We start from the raw sequence: 20,423 nt of genomic DNA, 5'->3' as shown, positions 1-20,423 counted from the left end.
GGCGGGGAAGTGCTGTGCTTCGCGCTCGATCACCGAGGCGATGACGGGGAGGGCTCCATGCTCAGCAGACGAGAAAGAGAGACGCTGGCGGCTATCGAGCTCGGTTTGGCCGAGGAGGCACCACAGCTGGCTGCGCAGTTCCAGCGATTCGGCAGGGGGGACCCGCAGCTCGGCCACGAACGCGGGCGGCGACTGCTGTTCGTCATGATGCTGTTCTTCGCGGGACTGACGTTGGTGTGCCTGCTGGCCGGGCTCGTGCTCGGCGGCGTGGCCTCGGGGGTGCTCGCTGCCTCGATCGGTCTCGGAATGCTGTACTTCAAGAAGCGAGCGGGTCACCGCCGACCGTGGTGACTCGCGGACCCGGCCCTGCTCAGGCTGATTCCGGGAGTGTCAGCCGAAGTGGGAGAGCCGCCGCTCGAGATTGTCCTGATCGTTCGGGTGCCGAAATCCGGGAGGGGAGATACTGCCCGGATGGTTGCCCAGGGCAGCGTCTTCGAGGAACTGCCGCACGTCGCCTGCCTCCGGCAGAACGTCCCCACCGAGGTAGGACAGCGCGATCGTCTCGCCGTTGTCGTTGATCTGGATGCGCAGTGCCCAGCCGTTGACCTCGTCCCAGCTCAGCAGCAGGGGACGATCGGTGATGGTCGGCAGGCGGGAGGCGACCATGATGATCGCGATGGCCAGGTCCTCGTTGGCTTCGTAGTCGGTGGTGAGTGCCTCCTCGCCGAGGCACCGAGCGACCGTTTCCACGTAGTTTCCGAGTCCCGCCGCGATGCGGTTCGTCGGGTCCGTATACATTGTGAGCCCCCTCGAGTATCAGGCCTGCCCGCCCACCCGCGTGCACGCCGTGCGACGACATGCACGCGGGTGCGAATTCGTGCGTTCCGGCCGATGAGCACTACGGCCGGGATTCGGCTGTGCCGCTGCGGGATTCCCGGGCGGGAAATTGATCCGGCAGGGTCAGTACCTCGGCGATCACACCGGCCTCCTGAACCAGTACGGTGCAGTACGCCTCGGCGTAGGCACGCCGTACCAGCAGGGACCGGGCCTTGGACACGGGAGAGTTCGCCGGGGCGAGATCCCGGACCGTGGGCGTGATGGCCACCAGTGCTCCCTGCTCGTCGGGATGGCCGATTTCGGTGTTGCTGCGCCCGGTGGAGCGCAGCCACATGGCCACCGGGGAGTCGTCCGGTTGCACACGGACCCACACCTGTCCGGTCCGGCCCAACTCCCACGGAGTGCAGCGTTGCGCCAATTCACGAGCACTCTGCCGACCGGCGCTTTCCGCGGCGATGACGAGATCTTCCCATTCGCCGTGTGAGAGTACGGAATTGTTCAGGGTCTCCTTTTCCATCACCGGTCACCTCCGCCAAGAGCATTCTGCTCCGGGAATACCCACTACCGGAGGTCTCAATCCGAAAGACAGGCCGCGAGAATGCTCCCGGCCGAGTTGCTCGGTACCGGAGACACTTCTAGGTTGGAGATGATCGACAAAGTCGCCGGCACAGCGCCGGCCGTGCCGCGCGGGATGGCCGATGACACGGGATCCACAGGACATGCTGAGTGCCGAGGAACGCTCGCGGCTGCGCCGATGGACCGCCGGCGAGTGGGTGACGCCGATGCAGGCGACGCCGATCGATACACCGTTTTCCGATCCGGGTTGGTTGTTCGAGCCCAAGCTCGACGGTGTCCGGGTGCTCGTGGGTCGCGACGGCGGCGCGCCGACAATGTGGTCGCGCAACCACAAGCGTGTTGATCATTCCTATCCGGAGATCGTGGACGCCATGGCCGAGCAGGGTGTCGACCGGTTCCTCGTCGATGGTGAAGTGGTGGCCTTCGAGGGGACGCGGACCAGTTTCGCCGCACTGCAACGCCGGATCCACGTCGCCTCTCCCGAGGAGGCCCGTGCCACGGGTGTGCGTGTCCATCTCTACCTGTTCGACATGCCTGCTCTGGGTGGGGTGGACCTGCGGGCGGTGCCGCTGCGGACGCGCAAACGCCTCGTCGAGGCATGCTTCTCCTTCCGGGCACCGCTGCACTACAGCGGTCATCGCAACACCGAAGGCGAGAAGTTCTACCGGCAGGCGTGCGAGCGGGGCTGGGAAGGTCTCGTGGCCAAGAGGGCGGACAGCGGCTACGAGACCCGCCGCTCGCGGGAATGGCTGAAGTTCAAGTGTGTCGGTGAGCAGGAGTTCGTGATCGGCGGATTCACCGATCCGCAGGGCACACGCACGGGATTCGGCGCCCTGCTGGTGGGCTACTACGACGGCGCCCGGTTGCGCTATGCGGGCAAGGTCGGAACGGGATACGACGACAGGACGCTCCACGATCTGCGGCGGACAATGGCCGGGCTGGAGCGGAACGCCTGCCCGTTCGACGAACGGGTCGGTGAGCAGGGCGCTCACTGGGTCTCGCCGGAACTGGTGGCCCAGATCGCGTTCACCGAGTGGACCCGGGACGGCAAACTGCGCCATCCGCGCTTCCTCGGGTTGCGTCCGGACAAACCGGCACGGGACGTGGTCCGGGAATGAGCCACCGGAGACGTTGCGGGAGGTGGTTCCCCCGGGAGGCCGACGGGCGCCCGGACGTCCGGTGTCGGCAGACGGGGCGGTGATGACGCCGCCCCACCGATGGGTCGGGAAGAGGACTCAGCCCACGTCCTTCTCGGCCGCTTCGCGCAGCGCGGGCAACAGCTCACGCCCGGCGAAGTCGAAGAAGCCGTCCTGGTGCCGGTCACCACCGACCTGGACGAGCGCGATGTCGGTGTATCCGGCCTTCCAGAAGGCCGAGGCGGACGTGACGATGGGATCCGCCTCGGGGCCGCAGGGAATGCTGGCGGCCACGTCCTCGGGGCGGACGAACTGCGTGGCAGCCGCGAAGCTCGCCGGACCGGGCAGTTCGGCGTTGACCTTCCACCCTCCGGCGAACCAGCGGAACTGCTCGTGCGCGCGTTGCACCGCGGCCTGGCGGTCGGAGTCCCAGCACACCGGGATCTGACCGATCCTGCGCCCGGGGCCGCCTGCGTCTTCCCAGGCGCGGCACAGCTGCGCGTCCGGTTCCGTGCTGATCATCGCATCGACTCTGGGCGCGAATCGCCGGACCGACTGGGGGCCGGATACCGCGACCGCGACGGAGGGGCGTGTGCTCGGCAGGTCCCACAGCTTGGCCGAGTCGACGCGGTAATGGTCTCCGGCGTAGTCGAGGTACCCGCCGTCGAACAGCGAGCCGATGATGTCGACGGCTTCGGACAGCATTTCGTGGCGCACGTTGACCGGAGGCCAGCCTCGGGCGACCACATGCTCGTTGAGGTTCTCCCCGGCTCCCAGCCCCAGTGTGAAGCGATCATTCGACAGCAGCGCGATGGTGGCGGCCTTCTGCGCCACCACCGCAGGGTGGTAGCGGATGGTCGGGGTGGTCACGTAGGTCATGAGCTCGACCCGCTCGGTGGCCTGCGCAACCGCCCCCAGCACACTCCAGGCATAGGGGGAATGGGACTGCGAATCCAGCCACGGCGAGTAGTGGTCGCTCATGACCTCGAAGTCGAAACCGGCCCGCTCCGCCAACGGTGCGTGCCGCACCAGCTCCTGCGGGCCTGCTTGTTCGGTGAGCAGCGTGTATCCGAACCGGACCATGTCCTCAGCGTGGCAGAATCACGGATACCGGGCGCGCTGATGCACCGATGCGGTGAAGCCTTCCGGCCGCGCCCGGCCCGGAGCCCGCGTCAGTCGTAACCGCGGCAGATCGAGCTGTCCTGCTCATCGCCGTTCGCATCGATTTCGGCCGGAGTGGGAAAGCGGCTCGGATATGCACGCTGGCCGGGCGCGATGGATCCTGTGGTCGCCTCGTCGGCTTCCGGGTTCACGGTGATCTCCGGATCGGGATGGTGCATCGCAATCGCCTGTTTCTCCTCACACGAAGGCGGGGCGTGGCCGGTGTGCCACAACGTCGCCGCACAGCAGCTCGGTCGCACAGCGACTCCGCCGTCCCCGCCATCGGCGTTCTCACCAGGTTCTTCCCGGTTACCCCGCCCGAGCACGCGAAAACCTCACCCCCTTCGGTGCGACCGGGAATGTATGGACGCCCCCGCCCGTGGGTAGACACCGCGGTAGTAAGGCACCACTTCGATCTCAGGAGGACGAGTCGATGTCCGAGGCGACCCGGCAACGCGACATGATCGGCATGCTCATCGACGACCACCGCAGCGTGGAAGAGGCGTTCCAGCAATTCGAAAGCGGGGGGCTCACCCCCGAGCAACGGCGCAATCTCATCGACCACATCATCACCGAGCTCGTCCGGCACTCCGTTGCCGAGGAGCAGTACCTCTACCCGACGGCACGGGAGACCCTGCCCGACGGCAACGAGATCGCCGATCACGAGATCTCCGAGCATGCCGAGGCCGAGCGCACGATGAAGCAGCTCGAAAGCCTCGATCCGCACGACGAGCAGTTCACCAACACCGCCAACGAGCTGATCTCGTCGATCCGTCACCACGTGCAGGACGAGGAGAACGATCTGTTCCCGAAGCTGCGCCAGTCCTGCAGCTCCGAGCGGCTCGAGGAACTCGGCGGCAAGATCCAGCAGGCCAAGGAGACCGCGCCGACCCGGCCGCACCCCTCCTCGCCCACCAAGCCGCCCATGAACAAGATCCTCGACCCGGGTGCCGGCCTTGTCGACCGGGCCCGTGACGCGCTCACCGGCCGCTCGCACTGACGCTCGGTGGCGCGTACCGAGTCGCCCTTCGGTGCCGTTGCCCCGTTGACCGGTGGGCCGCTGACTCCTGCGGCCTGCCGGTCAGCACGGCTGGGCTGAGTCCCGAAGGGCAGCGTCGGTGACGGAGGTGCCGGGAAAGCTTCGGGGGACGGGTCGGTGAACAGCGGGCGCGCATCGAACAGCGAGGACGGGGGCGAAACGCCGATACTGCGAGCGGGGAAGAAGGCGTGGGCGGCGCTCGGCATCATCGCCGTGCTCGTGCTCGCGTGGCTGGCCGCCTCCCGGTTGGCTTCCGTCGTGGTGCCCGTGGTGCTGGCACTGTTCGTGGCGGCCGCGCTGGTTCCCGTCGTCGACGTGCTGTGCCGATTGCGCCTACCCCGGCCGTTGGCGGCATTGACGGCCCTGGTGGCCGCCCTCGCCTTGGTCGCGGGGGTGGTCGCGCTGGTGGTGCCGTCCTTCCTCGCGCAGTTGCCGGAATTGGGGTCCGCCCTCGGCCGCGCGACTGAGCGGCTCGATGCGATGCTGGCGCGCCTGCCCTTCGTCGGTGCGAACGTCGATGTGCGTGCGATCGCCCGGCAAGCAGCCACACGATTCTTCGGCGGCGGCTCGTTGCCTGCCGCACTCGGCATGGTGGTGACCGCGCTGGCATCGACCGTGCTGCTGCTCGTGGTGGTGCTGTTCTACCTGGCCGAAGGGCGTTGGTTGGCTTCGGCGCTGGTGGGATGGCTCCCCGCCTCCCGACAGGGGGAGGTCTGGGCGCTGGCCGTGCAGCTCTGGCAGCTCATCGGCCGATATTTCCGTGCCTTGCTGGTGGTGGCACTGTTCGACGCGGTGCTCATCGGCGTAGGCCTGTTCCTGCTCGATGTCCCGCTGGCGCTGCCACTGGCGGTGCTGGTCTACTTCGGAGCCTTCCTGCCCTATATCGGTGCCACCGTTTCGGGAGGGATTGCCGTGCTGGTCGCCTTGACCGAGCGCGGGGTGATCACCGCCCTCATCGCACTGGGCGTGGTGCTCGCCGTCCAGCAACTGGAGGGCAATGTCATCCAGCCCCTGGTGATGGGAAAGCTGATCCGGTTGCCCGCGTTCGTCGTGCTCGTCGCCATCGCCGTCGGTGCCGCGCTTCTGGGCGTGCTCGGTGCTTTCCTGGCGGTGCCGGTGACCGCCTGTGTGGAACGCGTGCTCGAACACGTGCGTGCGCGCGAAAGCTCCTGGCAGTGAGCACCCCGTCCCGTCGGTGCGCTCGGGATCGAGACGGTGGGTGCGGTGAGGCCACCGGGACGCGGGCTCAGGTTCCCTGCGCCACTTCGGCACTGACGGCATCGGCCCCGTCGTACGTCCGGTCCGGCAGGGTGCGCAGGGCGCGGAGCACCTCGTCGTCGGCTCCGGCCTGCTCGGCATTGCGGACCAGTTGTTCCTTGCTCACGGGATAGTCGATGATGCCGGTCAAGAATTCCTGCACGTGCAGCGGATCGGGTTGTTGCGTCATCGGTCACCTCCCGGTTCGATGCCCTGCTCTGCTGTTACCCGCCACGACGCGGATTAATCGACGAGCGTGCGTATGACTCGGCCGTGGCGGGGTAGCCGCGTGGCGTGATGCGAGGCAAACGCGACGGAAAACGAAGCCGTGCCGAGTACGAGCGCGGCCTGCCCGGTTACCACGACTACCTTGCCCGCGCCACCGGGGCGCCCTCCGGACTGAGCGCGCTGACACTGCGACTGTGGCTGGCAGGTTTCGGGTTCGTCTCCTGCACCGTGTTCGGGATACTGGTGCTGTACTTCCTTCCGCCGCTGGCCTGGTTCGGCTGGATCCTGCTCGTCCTCGCCGTGGTGGCGCTGATCGATTTCTTCTGGGTGCTGCACCGCAAGCGCCGCGGCGAGCCCGGCTGACGGCGACATTCCCCACCGTGCCCCGCTCATTGCGGTCGGCCGAGCACCGGATCGGTGGTGCGGTCAGCGTTCGGATCGCCGGAAGAAGTGGGATTCGCCGTGGGTGAGGTAGTGGAACTCCGTGTCGACGGAGGACTCGCCTGCCGCCTGCCGCAGATCGTCGAGCCCGGACTGGAAGACGGAGTAGTCGTTGTAGTGAATCGGTATCGCCTCGCGGGGATGCACGATCTCCACGGCACGCACGGCCTGCTGTCCGGTCATGGTCACCACGGTGCCCAGCAGCGTCGTTCCGCCCGCGTGGACCAGCGCCAGGTCGATGTCGGGATACCAGCGAGGAATGTCGTAAAGCCGCTCGTGCAGCAGCGTGTCCCCGGTGATGTAGAGCCGGAAGCGGTGATCGTCGCCCTGGTGGAAGTCGAGCATGGACCCCATGACCGGGGGCAGCAGACCCGCCACGTGGTCCGGGGCGTGCTTGCCGGGCATCGAGGTGATGCGCAGGCTCGCATCGCCTCGGACGACCTCCTGGGATTCCCAGGTGTCCAGTGCGTACCCGCTCGTGAATCCCTGCTCGGTGAGTTGCTGCACGGCGTGCTCGTTGGTGACGATCGGGATGTCCTTGTCCAGTTCCCGGGCGGCCACGTCGTCGAAGTGATCCCCGTGGTGGTGCGAGAGCACGATGAGGTCCAGCTCGCCGAGGTCGCCGATCTGGCAGGCGGGCTCCACCTCGCGGCGCGCGTAGGTGCCGTGTCCCAGGTGCACGTGCTCGCCCCGGTGCAGGAAGGTCGGGTCGGTCAGGATGGTGAAGCCCGCGTAGCGGATGAGGGTGGTCGCGTTGCCGATGAAGTACACCTCGCCCTGGTCGAAGTCCTCGGTTTCCCGCTGCGGCAACTCGATCGTCGTGTTCACGGCGACTCCTCTGCGTGGTTCGTGAAGGGATGCCGCCGGGATACCCGGCTGTTCTGTGCCGGGACACCATCCGGATGGAGGACGATCGGCGGAAGGGTCTGCAGGGCGGAAGAGCGCCGGTGGTACGGCACCGGTCGGCGAAGCGGAGACGAGTCGGCATGCGAGTGGTGACGGTTGGGCACGGCACCGCCTCACTGGAGGGACTCACCGAACTGCTCGGCCACGCCGGAGTGGTGACCGTGGTCGATGTGCGCAGCGCGCCCGGCAGCCGCAGGCACCCCTGGTTTGCCCGCAGCGAGTTGGAACGATCGCTGCCCGCACGGGGATTCGGGTATCGCTGGGACGAGCGGCTCGGCGGTTTCCGGAAACCGGCCGAGGACTCACCGGACCGGGCCTGGAAGCATCGCGCGTTTCGCGGCTATGCCGGGCACATGCGCACCGGGGAGTTCCGGGAAGCCGTGCGGGAGCTGCTGGCCGAGGTGGGTGAGCACCCGAGTGCGGTGATGTGCAGCGAGAGCGTGTGGTGGCGGTGCCACCGCCGCCTGATCGCCGACTATGTCCGGTTGGTGCACGGCATCGAGGTCGCCCACCTGATGCACGACGGGCGGCTGTCCGAACACCGGGCCATCGACGGTGTCCGGGTTCGCGACGACGGATTGTTGGTGTACGACGCGGGGCAACAGTCATTTGGTGCATAGGCGGGACCGGCTTGCGTTGCGGCCGGGTGCCTGCGTGACGGAAGCGGCTGAGCCGCTCACCCGCCGGCCGATACAGCGGGAGCGGGTGCTCAGTCCTCGTTGCGTCGTTCCCGCAGTTGGGTCTTCACCTCGGCCAGATCGAACCGCGCCTGCCCTCCAGCAGTGACAACGGCAGGTACCACCCAGCCATCACGCACCCAGCGCGCAACGGTCGTGCGACTCACGCCCAACTCTCGGGCCACCTCACTGGATGTCAACAGATGCGGCACGACGCCGAACGTATGAGCTTCGTAGCCTTATTGCGCGTCCGTTGATACTTTTAGAACAGAGAGCACAGATAGCACGTTTGGCACAGTTGGAGGTCCAATGGAGATCAAGTCGGAGGAGTAGCGGCACTACTGGATGCCGGTACCGCACCCGGACGGCAGGCGGTACGCCTTTCGGGGTGCCCGGCGGTGGTCGGGGTGTTCGCAGGCCGAGACGGTCTGCGGTGTGACCGTGCCGCTGGCGGCGCCCTCGGAGATGGACTGGATATGGATCCCCACCTGCGGCGCCTGTTGGGCCGCCCTGCTCGCCGAGCAGGGCAGAGAGCCCGATTCGGGGACGCGGCAATGAATCCGTGCCGATGCAGCAGGCGGGGCTGGATATGTAGAACGTGTTCCAGTAAATTTCCGTGGTGTGCGCCGGAGTTCGCTACTTCTACGACCACCGGCGCTTCCCGACGTCTGCTGCATATCCGGGGAGAGCGATGACGACGATCGCGGTCACAGGTTCGGCGTCCGGTATCGGGGCCGCCACGGTGCGGCGGCTCGCCGACCGGGGGCATCGAGTCATCGGGATCGACCTGAAAGACTCCGAGGTGCAGTGCGACCTCGGTACCGCCGAGGGCCGTACGAACGCGATCGAGCGCATCGGCGAGCTCTGCGAAGGCCGCCTCGACGGGCTCGTGACCTGTGCCGGGCTCGCGGGCACCTCGACCCGGCCGGGTTCCGACCTGGTGTCGGTGAACTACTTCGGCACCGTGGCGCTGCTCGAGGGATTGCACGGAACGCTCGCCGCCGCAGCGCAGCCCGCGGTGGTGTGCCTGAGCTCGAATTCCACGACGTGTCAGCCGAACTGGCCGACGGAGGTGGCCGAGGCCTGCCTCGCCGGTGACGAACCGCGGGCGCGCGCGCTGGCCGAGGAACACGGCGGGGTGGCGACCTATCCGGCGACGAAGGCCGCCATCGCCTGGTATGTGCGCACCTGCGCCCCCACCCCCGAGTGGGCCGGGAGCGGGATCCGGCTGAACGCGATCGCCCCGGGATTCATCGACACCGCGATGACCGCCGAGGTGCGTGCCGACCCGCAGCTCGGTGAGTTCGTCGACGCGTTCCCGACCCCACGGGGAAACCCAGGCGCGGCAACGGAAATCGCCGCGCTGGCGGAGTTCCTGCTCGGCGACGACGCCGGCCTGCTGCACGGGTCGGTGGTGTATGCCGACGGCGGCACCGACGCGATGCTGCGCGCCAAGGACTGGCCCGCCGTCTGGTCGGTGTAGCCCGGCAGGAGGGCGGCCCTCTGGTCCCTGCCTCGGCCTCTCAGCCCGTCCGGGTGCTCGCGGCGATGGCCTCGAGCAGGGGATCGGCGAGCTCGGGCAGGCAGATCAGCAGGCCCGGAAGGTAGGGGTGGGGCTGGTTGTACCGCAGCGGCGTGCCGTCGATGCGGCCGGCGTGCAGTCCCGCGGCGAGTACGACCCCGGCCGGTGCGGCGGAATCCCACTCCCACTGGCCACCGGAGTGGACGTAGGCATCGGCCTCACCGCTCAACACGGCCATGGCCTTGGCGCCGGCCGAACCGAGGGGGACGAGCTCGGCACCGACAGCAGCGGCCAGCTCGTCGGCGAAGGGCGGTGGCCGGGTATCGCTGACCACGATCCGGGGATGCTGCCGTGACCGCGCATTCGCGGCAGGCCGGATCGCGTTCTCACCGGTGTGGACGACACCGCGTGCGGGCTGGGCCACGGCGGCGGCGGTGATTCCGCGGCCTGCTTCCCACAGCGCGACGTGGACGGCCCAGTCGGTTCTTCCGGGAGCACCGAACTCCCGGGTTCCGTCGAGCGGGTCGATGATCCACACCCGACTGCTGCCCAGACGTCCGGAGTCGTCGGTGGACTCCTCGGACAGCACCGCGTCGTGCGGCCGCTGTGCTGCGAGACGGCGCAGCAGGAACTCGTCGGACTCGCGGTCGCCCTGCTCGCGCAGTTCGCCGGGGTCGGCATCCGCTTGCCTGCCACGAAGTTCCACCAGGAGCTCACCGGCCTGCCGGGCCAGCTGCTCGGCGAGCCGCGCATCGGTGACGTCCTCGGAGTCCCGCTGCGGCCCTTCCTCGACGATGCTCATCGCTCCAGCATGTCGAAGACGACGGCGGCCTGCGCCGCCGGGTCACCGCCGCGTCGTGCCCGGTGACGTGGGATGCCTGCCTGTCGAACACCGCACCGGATCCGTGCTCGGTGGTGCCCCGGAGCAGCACCGTGGTCTGCAGGTGGGACAGCTCGTATGTCGCGGCCATCATCGAACCTGCCGGTGGTGGAAAAAGTAGAACAAGTTCTTGAAAAAGGTCAAGCGACGTTGGAAGCTACCCAGAGCAGGTGCCGATGGAAGCGAGGCGAGACATGGATCTGCACGCGCTCGAGGAGATCCGCCGGGTGAAGTACCGCTACTTGCGCAGCATCGACCTGAAACGCTGGGACGAACTCGCCGGCACGCTCACCGAGGAGGCCACCGCCGACTACGGCACCCCCGTCCGCGGCGAGCCGCTCAGGCTCGCGGGACGCGACGCGATCGTGGAATTCATGCGGCAGAACCTCGGCCCGGACATCATCACCGTGCACTCGTGCAGCCAGCCGGAAATCGACATCGACGGGGACACGGCCGCGGGCACGTGGTGCTTCGACGACACGGTGATCGTGCACCGGCACCGGCTGATGATCCGGGGCTCGGCCTACTACGAGGATCGCTACCGGCGCGAGGCGGACGGTGCGTGGCGCATCGAGCACACCGGCTACGTGCGCCTCTACGAGGCCACGCTGTCGCTGGACGACGTGCCCAGCTTCCGGCTCACCGCGAACCGGTGGGCCGACGCCGTCGCGGGGTGAGTCGCGCGCCCGCCCCCGGCGGGCACCGTTGACCTTTACTAGAACTGGTTCTAGTCTCTCGTCGGGAGAAATCCGCTCTCCGGTGGCCTTCGCCCGCCGGGACCGGTCAGCGAAGGAGCCGCCTGTGCTCACGCAGTCGTTCGCGGATGCGATCGTCCAAGCCGAGAAGATCATCGCGGAAGCTCCGCACGTGGAGTCGGAACAGGACCTGCTCGAGGGCTACGACTACCTCGCCGGGAGCATCCGCGCGGCACTGCAGTCGGCGTGGGCCTACGAGCGCGACTTTCCCCGCTTCATCCGCTCGGCCACGCCCGCCACCAAGGTGGGCCTCGACAACCCCGACACGCTGTATTTCAGTGCCCGCATCCGGCCGGATGCGGAGTACCTCGTCACCGGAACCCGCGGCAGCACCGCGGACCTGAGCTTTCAGGTCCTCGACGGAGACTACTCACCGGCGGACGTGCCGGGCAGCTTGAGCGCCTTCGACGACCGGGACATCACGATCGGTGCGGACGGCACCTTCGAACTGCGGTTCCAGCCGAGTGCCGCATCCGGGGAGGCGGGCACGGCAGCGGCCGGCCCGGACCACTTCACTCTCGGCTCCGGTGCGGCGATGCTGCTGGTGCGCGAGGTCTACAGTGACTGGAACACCGAGCGGCCCGGCACGATCCGGATCCAGCGCGCCGACCGCATCGGCACGTCCCCGCCCGCACCGGACGGGGACCTACCGGCCAAGCGCTACAGCGCCGCGGGGAAGATCCTGCTGTCCCAGCTGAAGACGTTCCTCGCTTTTCCCGAGTGGTACTACCTGAACCTGCCGGTCAACACCCTGACCGAGCCCCGCTCGACGCCCGGCGGGCTCAGCACGCAGTTCTCCTCGGTCGGTCACTACGACCTCGCCGAGCAAGAGGCGATGGTGGTCACGGTGCCTGCCTCGGAAGCTCCCTACCAGGGCATCCAGCTCGGCAGCATGTGGTATGTCTCGATGGATTTCATCAACCACCAGACCAGCCTGAACACCGACCAGGCGCGTATCGACCCGGACGGCAGGATCCGCTTCGTGATCGGCGAGCGCGACCCCGGCCTGGCCAACTGGCTGGAGTGCACCGGTCATCGCCGTGGCTATGTGCAGCTTCGCTGGCAGCGGCTCGCCCGTGCGCTCACCCCCGCCGACGGCCCCGAGGTCGAGATCGTCGACATGGACGAGCTGCCGCATCGGTTGCCGTACTACGAGCGGGCGCGCGTGACGCCGCAGGAACGCCGGAATCGAATCGCCGCACGGCAGGCCGCTGTCGCCGACCGGATGCTGGGTTGAGGCGATGACACCCGCGGAACCGACGTTGCTGGACGGGAAAGTCGTCTTCGTATCCGGAGTCGGCCCCGGGCTCGGCAGGGCCATCGGCCTGCGCTGCGCCCGCTCCGGGGCCGATGTCGTGCTTGCCGCGCGAACGGGCTCCCGTCTCGATGAGGTGGCCGACGAGATCACCGATCTCGGGCGCAGAGCACTACCGGTGGCCGCCGACATCACCGACGCCGACGCGGCCGGGCACCTCGTCGAGACCGTGCTGGAGACGTTCGGGCGGGTGGACGCGCTGGTCAACAACGCGTTCGTGATCCCGCCCCTGGCCGATCTCGCCGAAGCCGACTTCGAACGGATCCGAGCCGGCTTCGAGACCAACGTCCTCGCCGCACTGCGGCTGACCAGGCTGTTCACCTCCGCGCTCGCCGAGAGCGGCGGCTCGGTGGTAATGATCAACTCTTCGGTGCTGCGCCACTCGCAGCGGCTGTTCGGGGCCTACCGGATGACGAAGGCGAGCCTGCTCGCCCTCGCGCAGAACCTGTCCACCGAGCTCGGTCCGAAAGGCGTGCGGGTCAACACCGTCGCCCCGGGCTACATCTGGGCCGACTCGCTCAAGTGGTATTTCGACCACCTCGCAGGCGAACGCGGCGTGGACCCCCAGCAGGTCTACGACGAGACCGCGGCCAACCTCGACCTGCGCAAGCTGCCGGAGCCGGACGAGATCGCCGACGCCGTGGTCTTTCTCGCCTCCCCCTTGGCTCGTGCGATCACGGGCCAATGCCTGGACGTCAACGGCGGGGAATACCACCACTGACCCGCTCGAGGAGCGAACTCATGTCAACAGGACGTGCCAGTGTCGGCACGGTCGAGGACCTGCACGACTCGGCGGCCAGGGTCACCGGGCTCGACGACTTCGGCGACGATGACCACCGGGAAGGGCTCGGCGTGCTGCTGGACTCCTACGCGCGCCAGGCCGGGCTGACGCCCCGGGGCAACAAGGTGACGCGTGCGCAGCTACGTGGTGCGCTGATGGCCCGCCAGTTCAGCGAGGCAGCTTGGCAGCGGTATCCCGAGTACACCGATGTCGCCATCGAGCGACCGATTTTCGTCACCGGATTGCCCCGGACCGGCACCACCGCGCTGCACCGGTTGCTCTGCGCGGACCCGCAGCACCAGGGTCCGGACCTGTGGCTCACGGAAGTCCCGCAGCCCCGACCGCCGCGGGAAACCTGGGAGGACAACCCGGTGTTCCGGCGGCTGCAGGAGGGCTACCGCCACCACCACGTGGAAAACCCCGAGTTCATGGGGGTGCACTACATGTCGGCCGACACGGTGGAGGAGTGCTGGCAGCTCCTGCGGCAGTCGATGATGTCGGTCTCCTTCGAAAGTCTCGCGCACGTCCCGGACTATTCGGAGTGGCTGGCCGCCCGAGACTGGACGCAGGCCTACCGCAGGCACCGGCGGAATCTGCAACTGATCGGGCTCAACGACGCCGGATGTCGTTGGGTGCTGAAGAATCCCAGTCACCTGTTCGCTCTGGATGCCATCATGGCGGTCTACCCGGACGCCCTGATCATCCAGACACACCGCGATCCCCGCACCGTCATCGCTTCCTCCAGCAGCCTCAGCAGGCATGCCACCGAGGGACACTCGCACGTGTTCCGGGACGAGGTCATCGGCCGCGATCAGCTCGATCTGTGGGCACGCGGCATCGAACGGTTCATGGCCGACCGCGCCCGCTACGATCCCGCCCGATTCGTCGATGTGCAGTACGAGGACTTCACGGCCGACCCGCTCGGCACCGCGGAAGCCGTTTACGACCACTTCGGACTGCCCTTCACCGAGCGGGCACGTGCGGCGATGGCCAAGGTGCACGCGGACGGCAAGGCGAGCGATCGCCGCCCCGCCCATCGTTACGCGCTCTCCGATTTCGGGTTGACCGCCGAGGAGGTCGACGAGCGGTTCGCCCGCTACCGACAGGCCTATCTGCGGTGAGCCGAGAGGGCGAGTCGGTGGCGGGTCATCGAAGCTCGACCCTCCGGGAAGCCGAGGGAGCAACTCCGCTCTACCAAGCAGGTGCTTGCTTCATCGTGTGATCCCGTGCAGGGTTGTGGCCGGGTTTGCGCCCCCGGGCCGAGAGTCGCCTGCGGGGATGTGGCGAGACGAGGAGTGAACATGGCCGAGGCGTACATCGTCGATGCCCTGCGTACGCCGGTGGGCAAGCGCGGCGGCTGGCTCAGCGGGATCCACCCGGCCGACCTGTCGGCCCACGTGCTCGGTGCGCTGGTCGACCGGACCGGTATCGACCCGGCGGATGTGGACGACGTGCTGTGGGGGTGTGTCGACGCGGTCGGCGCCCAGGCAGGCAACATCGGCCGCACGGGCTGGCTCGCCGCCGGATTCCCCGAGCACGTACCCGGGGTGACGATCGATCGCCAGTGCGGGTCCTCGCAGCAAGCGGTGCACTTCGGTGCTCAGGCGGTGCTCAGTGGCACGGCCGATCTGGTCGTCGCCGGTGGGGTGCAGAACATGAGCGCGATCCCGATCGGCAGTGCGCTCCGCGGCGGCGCGGACCTGGGCTTCCCGGTCGCCTACGGTCCGGATTCGGGCTCGGACGGCTGGCAGCGGCGCTACGGTGACGACGAGGTCACCCAGTTCAACGGTGCCGAGCTGATCGCGGAGAAATGGGGCATCTCCCGTGACGACATGGAGGAGTTCGCCCTGACCAGCCACCGGCGCGCGGTCGAGGCCATCGACTCCGGTCGCTTCGATGCCGAGCTCGCCCCGATCGCGGGGGTGCATCAGGACGAGGGACCGCGCCGGGACACCGGCAAGGACAAGCTCGCCGGTCTCGCAACGCTCCGGGACGGTGGCCGCATCACGGCGGGGGTGTCCAGCCAGATCTCGGATGGTGCCTCGGCACTGCTGGTGGCCTCCGAGCGGGCCGTCGAGCGGTACGGCCTGCGCCCCAGGGCGCGGGTGCACCACATCAGCGTGCGCGGTGACGATCCGGTGTTCATGCTCTCGGCGCCCATCCCCGCGACCCGGCACGCCCTGGACAAGGCCGGCCTGACCGCCGAGCAGGTGGACGTCGTCGAGATCAACGAGGCGTTCGCCAGCGTGGTGCTGGCCTGGCAACGCGAGATCGGCATCGACCCGGCGAGAGTGAACCCCAACGGTGGCGCCATCGCCCTCGGTCACCCCCTCGGCGCCACGGGAACGAAGCTGATGGCGACCCTGCTGCACGAGCTCGAGCGCACCGGGGGGCGGTACGGGCTGCAGACCATGTGCGAGGGCGGTGGGACCGCCAACGTCACGATCCTCGAACGGTTCGGCTGAGTCCGGTGGACAACGGCGAGAGGACTGCTTCGGAAGGGGACATCATGGCCACCGCATCTCCGGCTCCCGACGTCTTCGCCCCGGCGAAGCTGGGGCCGCTGACGCTGCGCAACCGTACGATCAAGGCGGCGACCTTCGAGGGGATGACGCCGGACGCGCTGGTCACCGACGACCTGATCGATTACCACGTGCGTCCCGCTGCCGGCGGTGTCGGGATGACCACCGTGGCCTACTGTGCGGTGGCTCCGGAAGGGCGTACCGAGCGCAGGCAGTTGTGGATGCGCCCCCAGGCGGTGCCGGGATTGCGCCGCCTGGCCGAGGCGGTCCATGCCGAGGGGGCCGCGATCAGCGCACAGATCGGCCATGCCGGTCCGGTTGCCGACGCCCGGTCGAACAGGCAGCCCGCGCTCGCGCCCACGCGGCAGCTCAACCCGATCAGCATGCGCGTCACCAAGGCGGCTCGCGAGACCGACATCGAGCGCATCACCCGGGCGCACGCTCAGGCGGCACGGACCGCCGTCGAGGCGGGTTTCGACGCCGTGGAAATCCACTTCGGACACAACTACCTCGCCAGTTCCTTTCTCAGCCCGGTGCTCAACAAGCGCGGCGACCGGTTCGGAGGCCCGCTGGAAAACCGCGCGCGAGTTCCGCTGGGGATCGCGCGCGCGGTGCGCGAGGAGGTCGGCGACCGGATCGCCGTCACCGCCAAGCTGAACATGGACGACGGCGTGCCCGGGGGATTCTGGCTGGACGAGAGCATCCGGGTGGCGCGGTGGCTCGAAGCGGACGGGAGTGTGGACGCGCTGGCACTCACCGCGGGCAGCTCGCTGTTGAACCCGATGTATCTGTTCACCGGTGACGTGCCCGTCCGGGAGTTCGCCGCCGGGTTCAAACAGCCGGTGCGCACGGCGCTGCGGTTGTTCGGGGGCCGGTTCCTGCACTCGTATCCCTACCGGGAGGCCTACCTGCTGGACCAGGCCCGCCAGTTCCGGTCGGCGTTGAGCATGCCGCTGATCCTGCTGGGAGGCATCACGCAGAAGGAGACGATGGACCTGGCGATGGCCGAGGGGTTCGAGTTCGTCGCGATGGCCCGCGCCCTGCTGCGCGAACCCGACCTGCTCGACCGGATGCAGCGGGAGGAAGCGACGAGGTCGCTGTGCATCCACTGCAACAAGTGCATGCCGACCATCTACGATCGCGAACAAGGCACACACTGCGTCCTCGCGCAACAGTGACCCGCGCTGCCGCGCGCACCGCCGGAAGTAGTCTGGGACGGCAACGAGGCGAACCCGGGAGGTTGACTTTGTCGGACGGGGCGACGCAGGGGCGGCACGCCTGGATCGAGCCGGGAGTGTTCGAGGTGGCTCCGGGAGTGCACCGGATCCCGCTTCCCCTGCCCAGCGACGGGTTGCGAGCTGTCAACGTCTACGCCATCGAGGACGGTGGGCAACTGGTGCTCATCGACTCGGGATGGGCACTCGAGGAAGCGCGTGACCAGCTCGAAACGGCGCTCGGCAAGCTCGGCTACGGGTTCGAGAACGTGCGGCGGTTCCTGGTCACGCACGTGCACCGGGACCACTACACGCTCGGTGTGACGCTGCGCAGGACGTTCGGCACGTCCGTGAGTCTGGGCATCGGAGAGCAGCCCTCCCTGGAGAACATCCTCGCCGGGCGCGCGGACGGCCAGGCCTCCGAGCTGCGCCGGTGGGGTGCCGGCGAGCTCGCCGCGCTGGTCGAAAGTGCCCGGGACGGGGACGACAAGCCGCCGGACCACTACGAGATGCCCGACGACTGGATCGAGGGCACGGCGGAGATCGAACTGACGACGCGCACGTTGCGTGCCGTGCCCACGCCGGGACACACCCGGGGTCACGTGGTCTTCGTCGACGCGAACTCCTCGCTGCTGTTCTCCGGAGACCACGTGTTGCCGCACATCACTCCGTCCATCGGGCTGGAACCGGCGCGTGCGGAGCTACCACTCGGGGACTACCTCGATTCGCTGCGGCTGATGCACAGCTACCCGGACATGCACCTTCTGCCTGCGCACGGGCCGATCGCCGACAGTGTGCACACCCGCGTCGACGAGTTGCTCGCCCACCACGACGAGCGGCTGAAGCAGACCGAGCAGGCGATCCGGAACGGTGCGGGCACGGCTCACGAAGCGGCGCTCAAGCTCGGCTGGACCCGGCACAACCGGCATCTGGAGGAGATGGACGAATTCAACCGGGTACTCGCCATCGGCGAAACGGCCGCACACCTGGATGTGCTCGTCGCCCGTGGCTCGCTGCGATCGTCGACCGTGGACGGAGTCGTGGAGTACCGGACCGTCGCTACCTGATGTGGCCTCCAACGCTGGGCAACCCCTTCTCTTGGAAGGACTGCATCTGAGAAGGCGGTTCACCGACCACCGCGCCAGGTCATGGTGAAGGCATTCCTTATGGGAAATGTCACCCGAGCAGCAGACGCACGGTCAGTTCCAGCCGGTTGGACACGTCGGACGCCGAAGCCCGGCGGGTGACCCAGGCCACCAGGTTCGACATCCACACGTCGCTGATGACGCGGGCGATCGCCTGCTCCCGCTCGGTCGGTTCGCCGTCGGCCATGGCCCGGGTGAAGAACCGGTCCACGAGCGCTCCCACCTGGTCGACCTCGTTGGCCGCGGAGGTGTCGGCGAACATGAACGCGCGCGTCATCGCCTCCGTCAGCTGGGGGTTGCGCTGCAGGCTCCGGGTGGTGCGGTTCAGCACGAACAGGACTCGCTCGTACGGGGTCTCCCCGGGGATTCTGGTGCGCTCCAGACGTTCCTGCGCACGCTCGAACTCCCGAGCCAGCCCGGTCACCAGCAGGTGGATCTTGGACGGGAAGTACCGGTAGAGGGTGCCCAGGGCCACATCGGCCTGTTCGGCCACCGCTCGCATCTGGACGGCCTCGTAGCCGCCCTTGGTGGCCAGTGCGATCGTGGCGTCGATGATCCGCCTGCGACGCTCGTTCTGAGCTGCGGAGCCGGTTGTCTCGTCGGCCAGCGGGTTCAGGACGTTGGACGCGGCCGCGTGCCGTCGCGGCGTGGTTTCCATGGAGTCGATCCCTCGATGTTCGTGGGAGGCCGGTCGTCCCATCACACGGACGGGTTAAGCTGAACGAACGGGTTTCGTTCAGAACATGTTTCAGTATACCCGGTCCGTGTCGTGGCGGCTGCGTGAGGTGAACCGTGCGAATCGCACTTCTGTCCTACCGGAGTAAGCCGCATTGCGGCGGTCAGGGCGTCTACGTGCAGCGTCTCAGCCGTGGTCTGATGGCGCTCGGGCACGACGTGGAGGTCTTCTCGGGCCAGCCGTACCCGGAGCTCGACCCCGGTGTGCAGCTCACCCCGGTGCCCAGCCTGGACCTGTACCGGGAGTCCGACCCGTTCCGCACCCCGCACTGGCGCGAGTTCCGCGACTCGATCGACCTCGCCGAGCTCGCGGTCATGTGGACGGCGGGCTTCCCCGAGCCGTGGACCTTCAGCCTCCGTGCGGCGAGGATCCTGCGCGACCGTGCCGACGAGTTCGACATCATCCACGACAACCAGTCCCTGGGCCATGGTCTGCTCTCGCTGCACCGCGTCGGGGTGCCACTGGTCTCCACGGTGCACCATCCCATCACGCACGATCGCCGGGTGGACCTGGCCGCGGCCACGTGGTGGCGCAAGCTCACCGTGCGTCGCTGGTACGGATTCCTGCGCATGCAGGGGCGTGTGGCCCGGAGTCTCCCGCGGTTGCTGACGGTCTCGCAGTCGTCGGCCGCGGACATCAGCACCGACTTCGGCGTCGCCCCGGAGCGGATCACCACGGTCCCGCTCGGTGTGGACCCCACCGTGTTCCGGCCTCCTGCCGCGCCGCGGGTTCCCGGGCGCATCGTCGCCATGGCCAGCGCGGACACGCCGTTGAAGGGCATCGGCACACTGCTGGAGTCGGTCGCCAAGCTGCGCACCGAGCGCGAGGTGGAACTCGTCCTGGTGGCCAAGCCGACTCCCGGCGGGACAACCGAACGGCTGATCGAGGAACTCGCGATCGGCGACGCCGTGCACACGGTCAGCGGGCTCGACGACGACGAGCTCGCAGGTCTGCTGGGCTCCGCCGAGATCGCCTGCGTGCCCTCGCTCTACGAGGGATTCTCGCTGCCCACCGTCGAGGCCATGGCATGTGCGACCCCGCTGGTGGCCAGTCGGGCGGGTGCGATTCCCGAGGTCGCCGGTCCGGACGGGCAGAATGCGGACCTGGTGGAGCCGGGAGACGCCGAGGACCTCACGCGGGCGTTGGGAGCTCTGCTCGACGATCCGCAGCGCGGGCGGCGCATGGGCGAGTCCGGGCGGCAGCGGGTGCTGCACCGGTACAGCTGGGAGTCCGTGGCCGCGGCCACGGTGGACTGCTACACGGAGGCGATCGAGGCGATGAGGGAAAGGCAGTGA

General features: G+C 68.3%; 24 protein-coding genes. 15 read left to right on the top strand and 9 right to left on the bottom strand.

Going from position 1 to position 20,423, the window contains the following annotated elements; genetic code table 11:
* Window positions 1–57: 57 nt before the first annotated feature.
* Window positions 58–351, top strand: coding sequence for a DUF3040 domain-containing protein (locus tag DFQ14_RS08980; protein WP_141921306.1), 294 nt, complete (start codon window positions 58–60; stop codon window positions 349–351).
* 39 nt (window positions 352–390) lie between these two features.
* On the opposite strand, the gene DFQ14_RS08975 is transcribed toward DFQ14_RS08980, so the two are convergent.
* Both DFQ14_RS08975 and DFQ14_RS08970 read right to left on the bottom strand, forming a co-directional pair.
* A complete protein-coding gene (locus DFQ14_RS08975) occupies window positions 391–798 on the bottom strand; it encodes a DUF6292 family protein (protein WP_114452694.1) in 408 nt (135 codons plus the stop codon).
* Window positions 799–898: 100 nt separating this feature from the next.
* The gene (locus tag DFQ14_RS08970; RefSeq protein WP_114452692.1) at window positions 899–1,354 is read right to left on the bottom strand and encodes a hypothetical protein; all 456 of its coding nucleotides are present in this window, start codon (window positions 1,352–1,354) and stop codon (window positions 899–901) included.
* A gap of 181 nt (window positions 1,355–1,535) precedes the next feature.
* Between DFQ14_RS08970 and ligD the strand changes: the two genes are divergently transcribed.
* Window positions 1,536–2,531, top strand: coding sequence for a non-homologous end-joining DNA ligase (ligD, locus tag DFQ14_RS08965; protein ID WP_114452690.1), 996 nt, complete (start codon window positions 1,536–1,538; stop codon window positions 2,529–2,531).
* A gap of 117 nt (window positions 2,532–2,648) precedes the next feature.
* Here ligD and DFQ14_RS08960 read toward each other — a convergent pair whose 3' ends face one another.
* A complete protein-coding gene (locus DFQ14_RS08960; protein WP_114452689.1) occupies window positions 2,649–3,632 on the bottom strand; it encodes a TIGR03557 family F420-dependent LLM class oxidoreductase in 984 nt (327 codons plus the stop codon).
* 89 nt (window positions 3,633–3,721) lie between these two features.
* Window positions 3,722–3,889 (bottom strand): hypothetical protein, encoded by a 168-nt coding sequence (locus tag DFQ14_RS21850; RefSeq protein WP_158546681.1) that lies wholly within the window; start codon window positions 3,887–3,889, stop codon window positions 3,722–3,724.
* A 254-nt stretch (window positions 3,890–4,143) separates the two neighbouring features.
* Here DFQ14_RS21850 and DFQ14_RS08955 point away from each other — a divergent pair, with 254 nt between their 5' ends.
* Window positions 4,144–4,710: a hemerythrin domain-containing protein gene (locus tag DFQ14_RS08955; RefSeq protein ID WP_114452688.1), complete on the top strand. Its 567-nt coding sequence runs from the start codon at window positions 4,144–4,146 to the stop codon at window positions 4,708–4,710.
* Between the two features lie 156 nt (window positions 4,711–4,866).
* Window positions 4,867–5,928, top strand: coding sequence for an AI-2E family transporter (locus DFQ14_RS08950; RefSeq protein ID WP_114452686.1), 1,062 nt, complete (start codon window positions 4,867–4,869; stop codon window positions 5,926–5,928).
* Between the two features lie 67 nt (window positions 5,929–5,995).
* On the opposite strand, the gene DFQ14_RS08945 is transcribed toward DFQ14_RS08950, so the two are convergent.
* A complete protein-coding gene (locus DFQ14_RS08945) occupies window positions 5,996–6,196 on the bottom strand; it encodes a DUF2795 domain-containing protein (protein WP_114452685.1) in 201 nt (66 codons plus the stop codon).
* A gap of 107 nt (window positions 6,197–6,303) precedes the next feature.
* On the opposite strand from DFQ14_RS08945, the gene DFQ14_RS08940 reads away from it, so the two are divergent.
* Window positions 6,304–6,597 carry a hypothetical protein gene (locus DFQ14_RS08940; protein ID WP_114452861.1) on the top strand — a complete coding sequence of 98 codons (294 nt, stop codon included), beginning with the start codon at window positions 6,304–6,306 and terminating at the stop codon, window positions 6,595–6,597.
* A 63-nt stretch (window positions 6,598–6,660) separates the two neighbouring features.
* On the opposite strand, the gene DFQ14_RS08935 is transcribed toward DFQ14_RS08940, so the two are convergent.
* A complete protein-coding gene (locus DFQ14_RS08935; RefSeq protein ID WP_114452684.1) occupies window positions 6,661–7,503 on the bottom strand; it encodes an MBL fold metallo-hydrolase in 843 nt (280 codons plus the stop codon).
* Between the two features lie 158 nt (window positions 7,504–7,661).
* On the opposite strand from DFQ14_RS08935, the gene DFQ14_RS08930 reads away from it, so the two are divergent.
* Window positions 7,662–8,201: a DUF488 domain-containing protein gene (locus tag DFQ14_RS08930; RefSeq protein ID WP_114452683.1), complete on the top strand. Its 540-nt coding sequence runs from the start codon at window positions 7,662–7,664 to the stop codon at window positions 8,199–8,201.
* A gap of 89 nt (window positions 8,202–8,290) precedes the next feature.
* On the opposite strand, the gene DFQ14_RS08925 is transcribed toward DFQ14_RS08930, so the two are convergent.
* On the bottom strand, window positions 8,291–8,470 hold the full coding sequence (locus DFQ14_RS08925) for a helix-turn-helix domain-containing protein (protein WP_257233610.1): 180 nt from the start codon (window positions 8,468–8,470) through the stop codon (window positions 8,291–8,293).
* Between the two features lie 479 nt (window positions 8,471–8,949).
* On the opposite strand from DFQ14_RS08925, the gene DFQ14_RS08915 reads away from it, so the two are divergent.
* The gene (locus tag DFQ14_RS08915; RefSeq protein ID WP_114452681.1) at window positions 8,950–9,741 is read left to right on the top strand and encodes an SDR family oxidoreductase; all 792 of its coding nucleotides are present in this window, start codon (window positions 8,950–8,952) and stop codon (window positions 9,739–9,741) included.
* A 40-nt stretch (window positions 9,742–9,781) separates the two neighbouring features.
* Here the strand turns inward: DFQ14_RS08915 and DFQ14_RS08910 are convergent, their stop codons facing one another.
* Window positions 9,782–10,582, bottom strand: a complete 801-nt coding sequence (locus DFQ14_RS08910; RefSeq protein ID WP_114452679.1) for a 3'(2'),5'-bisphosphate nucleotidase CysQ — start codon at window positions 10,580–10,582, stop codon at window positions 9,782–9,784.
* 272 nt (window positions 10,583–10,854) lie between these two features.
* Here DFQ14_RS08910 and DFQ14_RS08905 point away from each other — a divergent pair, with 272 nt between their 5' ends.
* The 7 genes from DFQ14_RS08905 (at window position 10,855) to DFQ14_RS08875 (ending at window position 18,314) form a co-directional block, all read left to right on the top strand.
* Window positions 10,855–11,337, top strand: a complete 483-nt coding sequence (locus tag DFQ14_RS08905; RefSeq protein WP_114452677.1) for a nuclear transport factor 2 family protein — start codon at window positions 10,855–10,857, stop codon at window positions 11,335–11,337.
* Between the two features lie 124 nt (window positions 11,338–11,461).
* Complete coding sequence (locus DFQ14_RS08900) at window positions 11,462–12,652, top strand: hypothetical protein (protein ID WP_114452675.1); 1,191 nt, start codon at window positions 11,462–11,464, stop codon at window positions 12,650–12,652.
* A 4-nt stretch (window positions 12,653–12,656) separates the two neighbouring features.
* A complete protein-coding gene (locus DFQ14_RS08895) occupies window positions 12,657–13,451 on the top strand; it encodes an SDR family oxidoreductase (protein ID WP_114452674.1) in 795 nt (264 codons plus the stop codon).
* 20 nt (window positions 13,452–13,471) lie between these two features.
* Window positions 13,472–14,632, top strand: a complete 1,161-nt coding sequence (locus tag DFQ14_RS08890; protein ID WP_114452672.1) for a sulfotransferase family protein — start codon at window positions 13,472–13,474, stop codon at window positions 14,630–14,632.
* Between the two features lie 180 nt (window positions 14,633–14,812).
* On the top strand, window positions 14,813–15,976 hold the full coding sequence (locus DFQ14_RS08885; RefSeq protein ID WP_114452671.1) for an acetyl-CoA C-acetyltransferase: 1,164 nt from the start codon (window positions 14,813–14,815) through the stop codon (window positions 15,974–15,976).
* 44 nt (window positions 15,977–16,020) lie between these two features.
* Window positions 16,021–17,211 carry an NADH:flavin oxidoreductase gene (locus tag DFQ14_RS08880; RefSeq protein WP_114452859.1) on the top strand — a complete coding sequence of 397 codons (1,191 nt, stop codon included), beginning with the start codon at window positions 16,021–16,023 and terminating at the stop codon, window positions 17,209–17,211.
* 62 nt (window positions 17,212–17,273) lie between these two features.
* Window positions 17,274–18,314, top strand: a complete 1,041-nt coding sequence (locus tag DFQ14_RS08875) for an MBL fold metallo-hydrolase (protein WP_420810143.1) — start codon at window positions 17,274–17,276, stop codon at window positions 18,312–18,314.
* A gap of 109 nt (window positions 18,315–18,423) precedes the next feature.
* Here DFQ14_RS08875 and kstR read toward each other — a convergent pair whose 3' ends face one another.
* Window positions 18,424–19,050 carry a cholesterol catabolism transcriptional regulator KstR gene (kstR, locus tag DFQ14_RS08870; protein WP_114452858.1) on the bottom strand — a complete coding sequence of 209 codons (627 nt, stop codon included), beginning with the start codon at window positions 19,048–19,050 and terminating at the stop codon, window positions 18,424–18,426.
* A gap of 134 nt (window positions 19,051–19,184) precedes the next feature.
* On the opposite strand from kstR, the gene DFQ14_RS08865 reads away from it, so the two are divergent.
* Entirely contained in the window at window positions 19,185–20,423 is a 1,239-nt protein-coding gene (locus DFQ14_RS08865; protein WP_114452668.1) for a glycosyltransferase family 4 protein, read from the top strand.

The organism is Halopolyspora algeriensis (assembly GCF_003337235.1).
Classification (GTDB): domain Bacteria; phylum Actinomycetota; class Actinomycetes; order Mycobacteriales; family Pseudonocardiaceae; genus Haloactinomyces; species Haloactinomyces algeriensis.
Note: the sequence above shows the minus strand (reverse complement) of the source record. Positions and strands in the feature narration are given on the sequence as shown.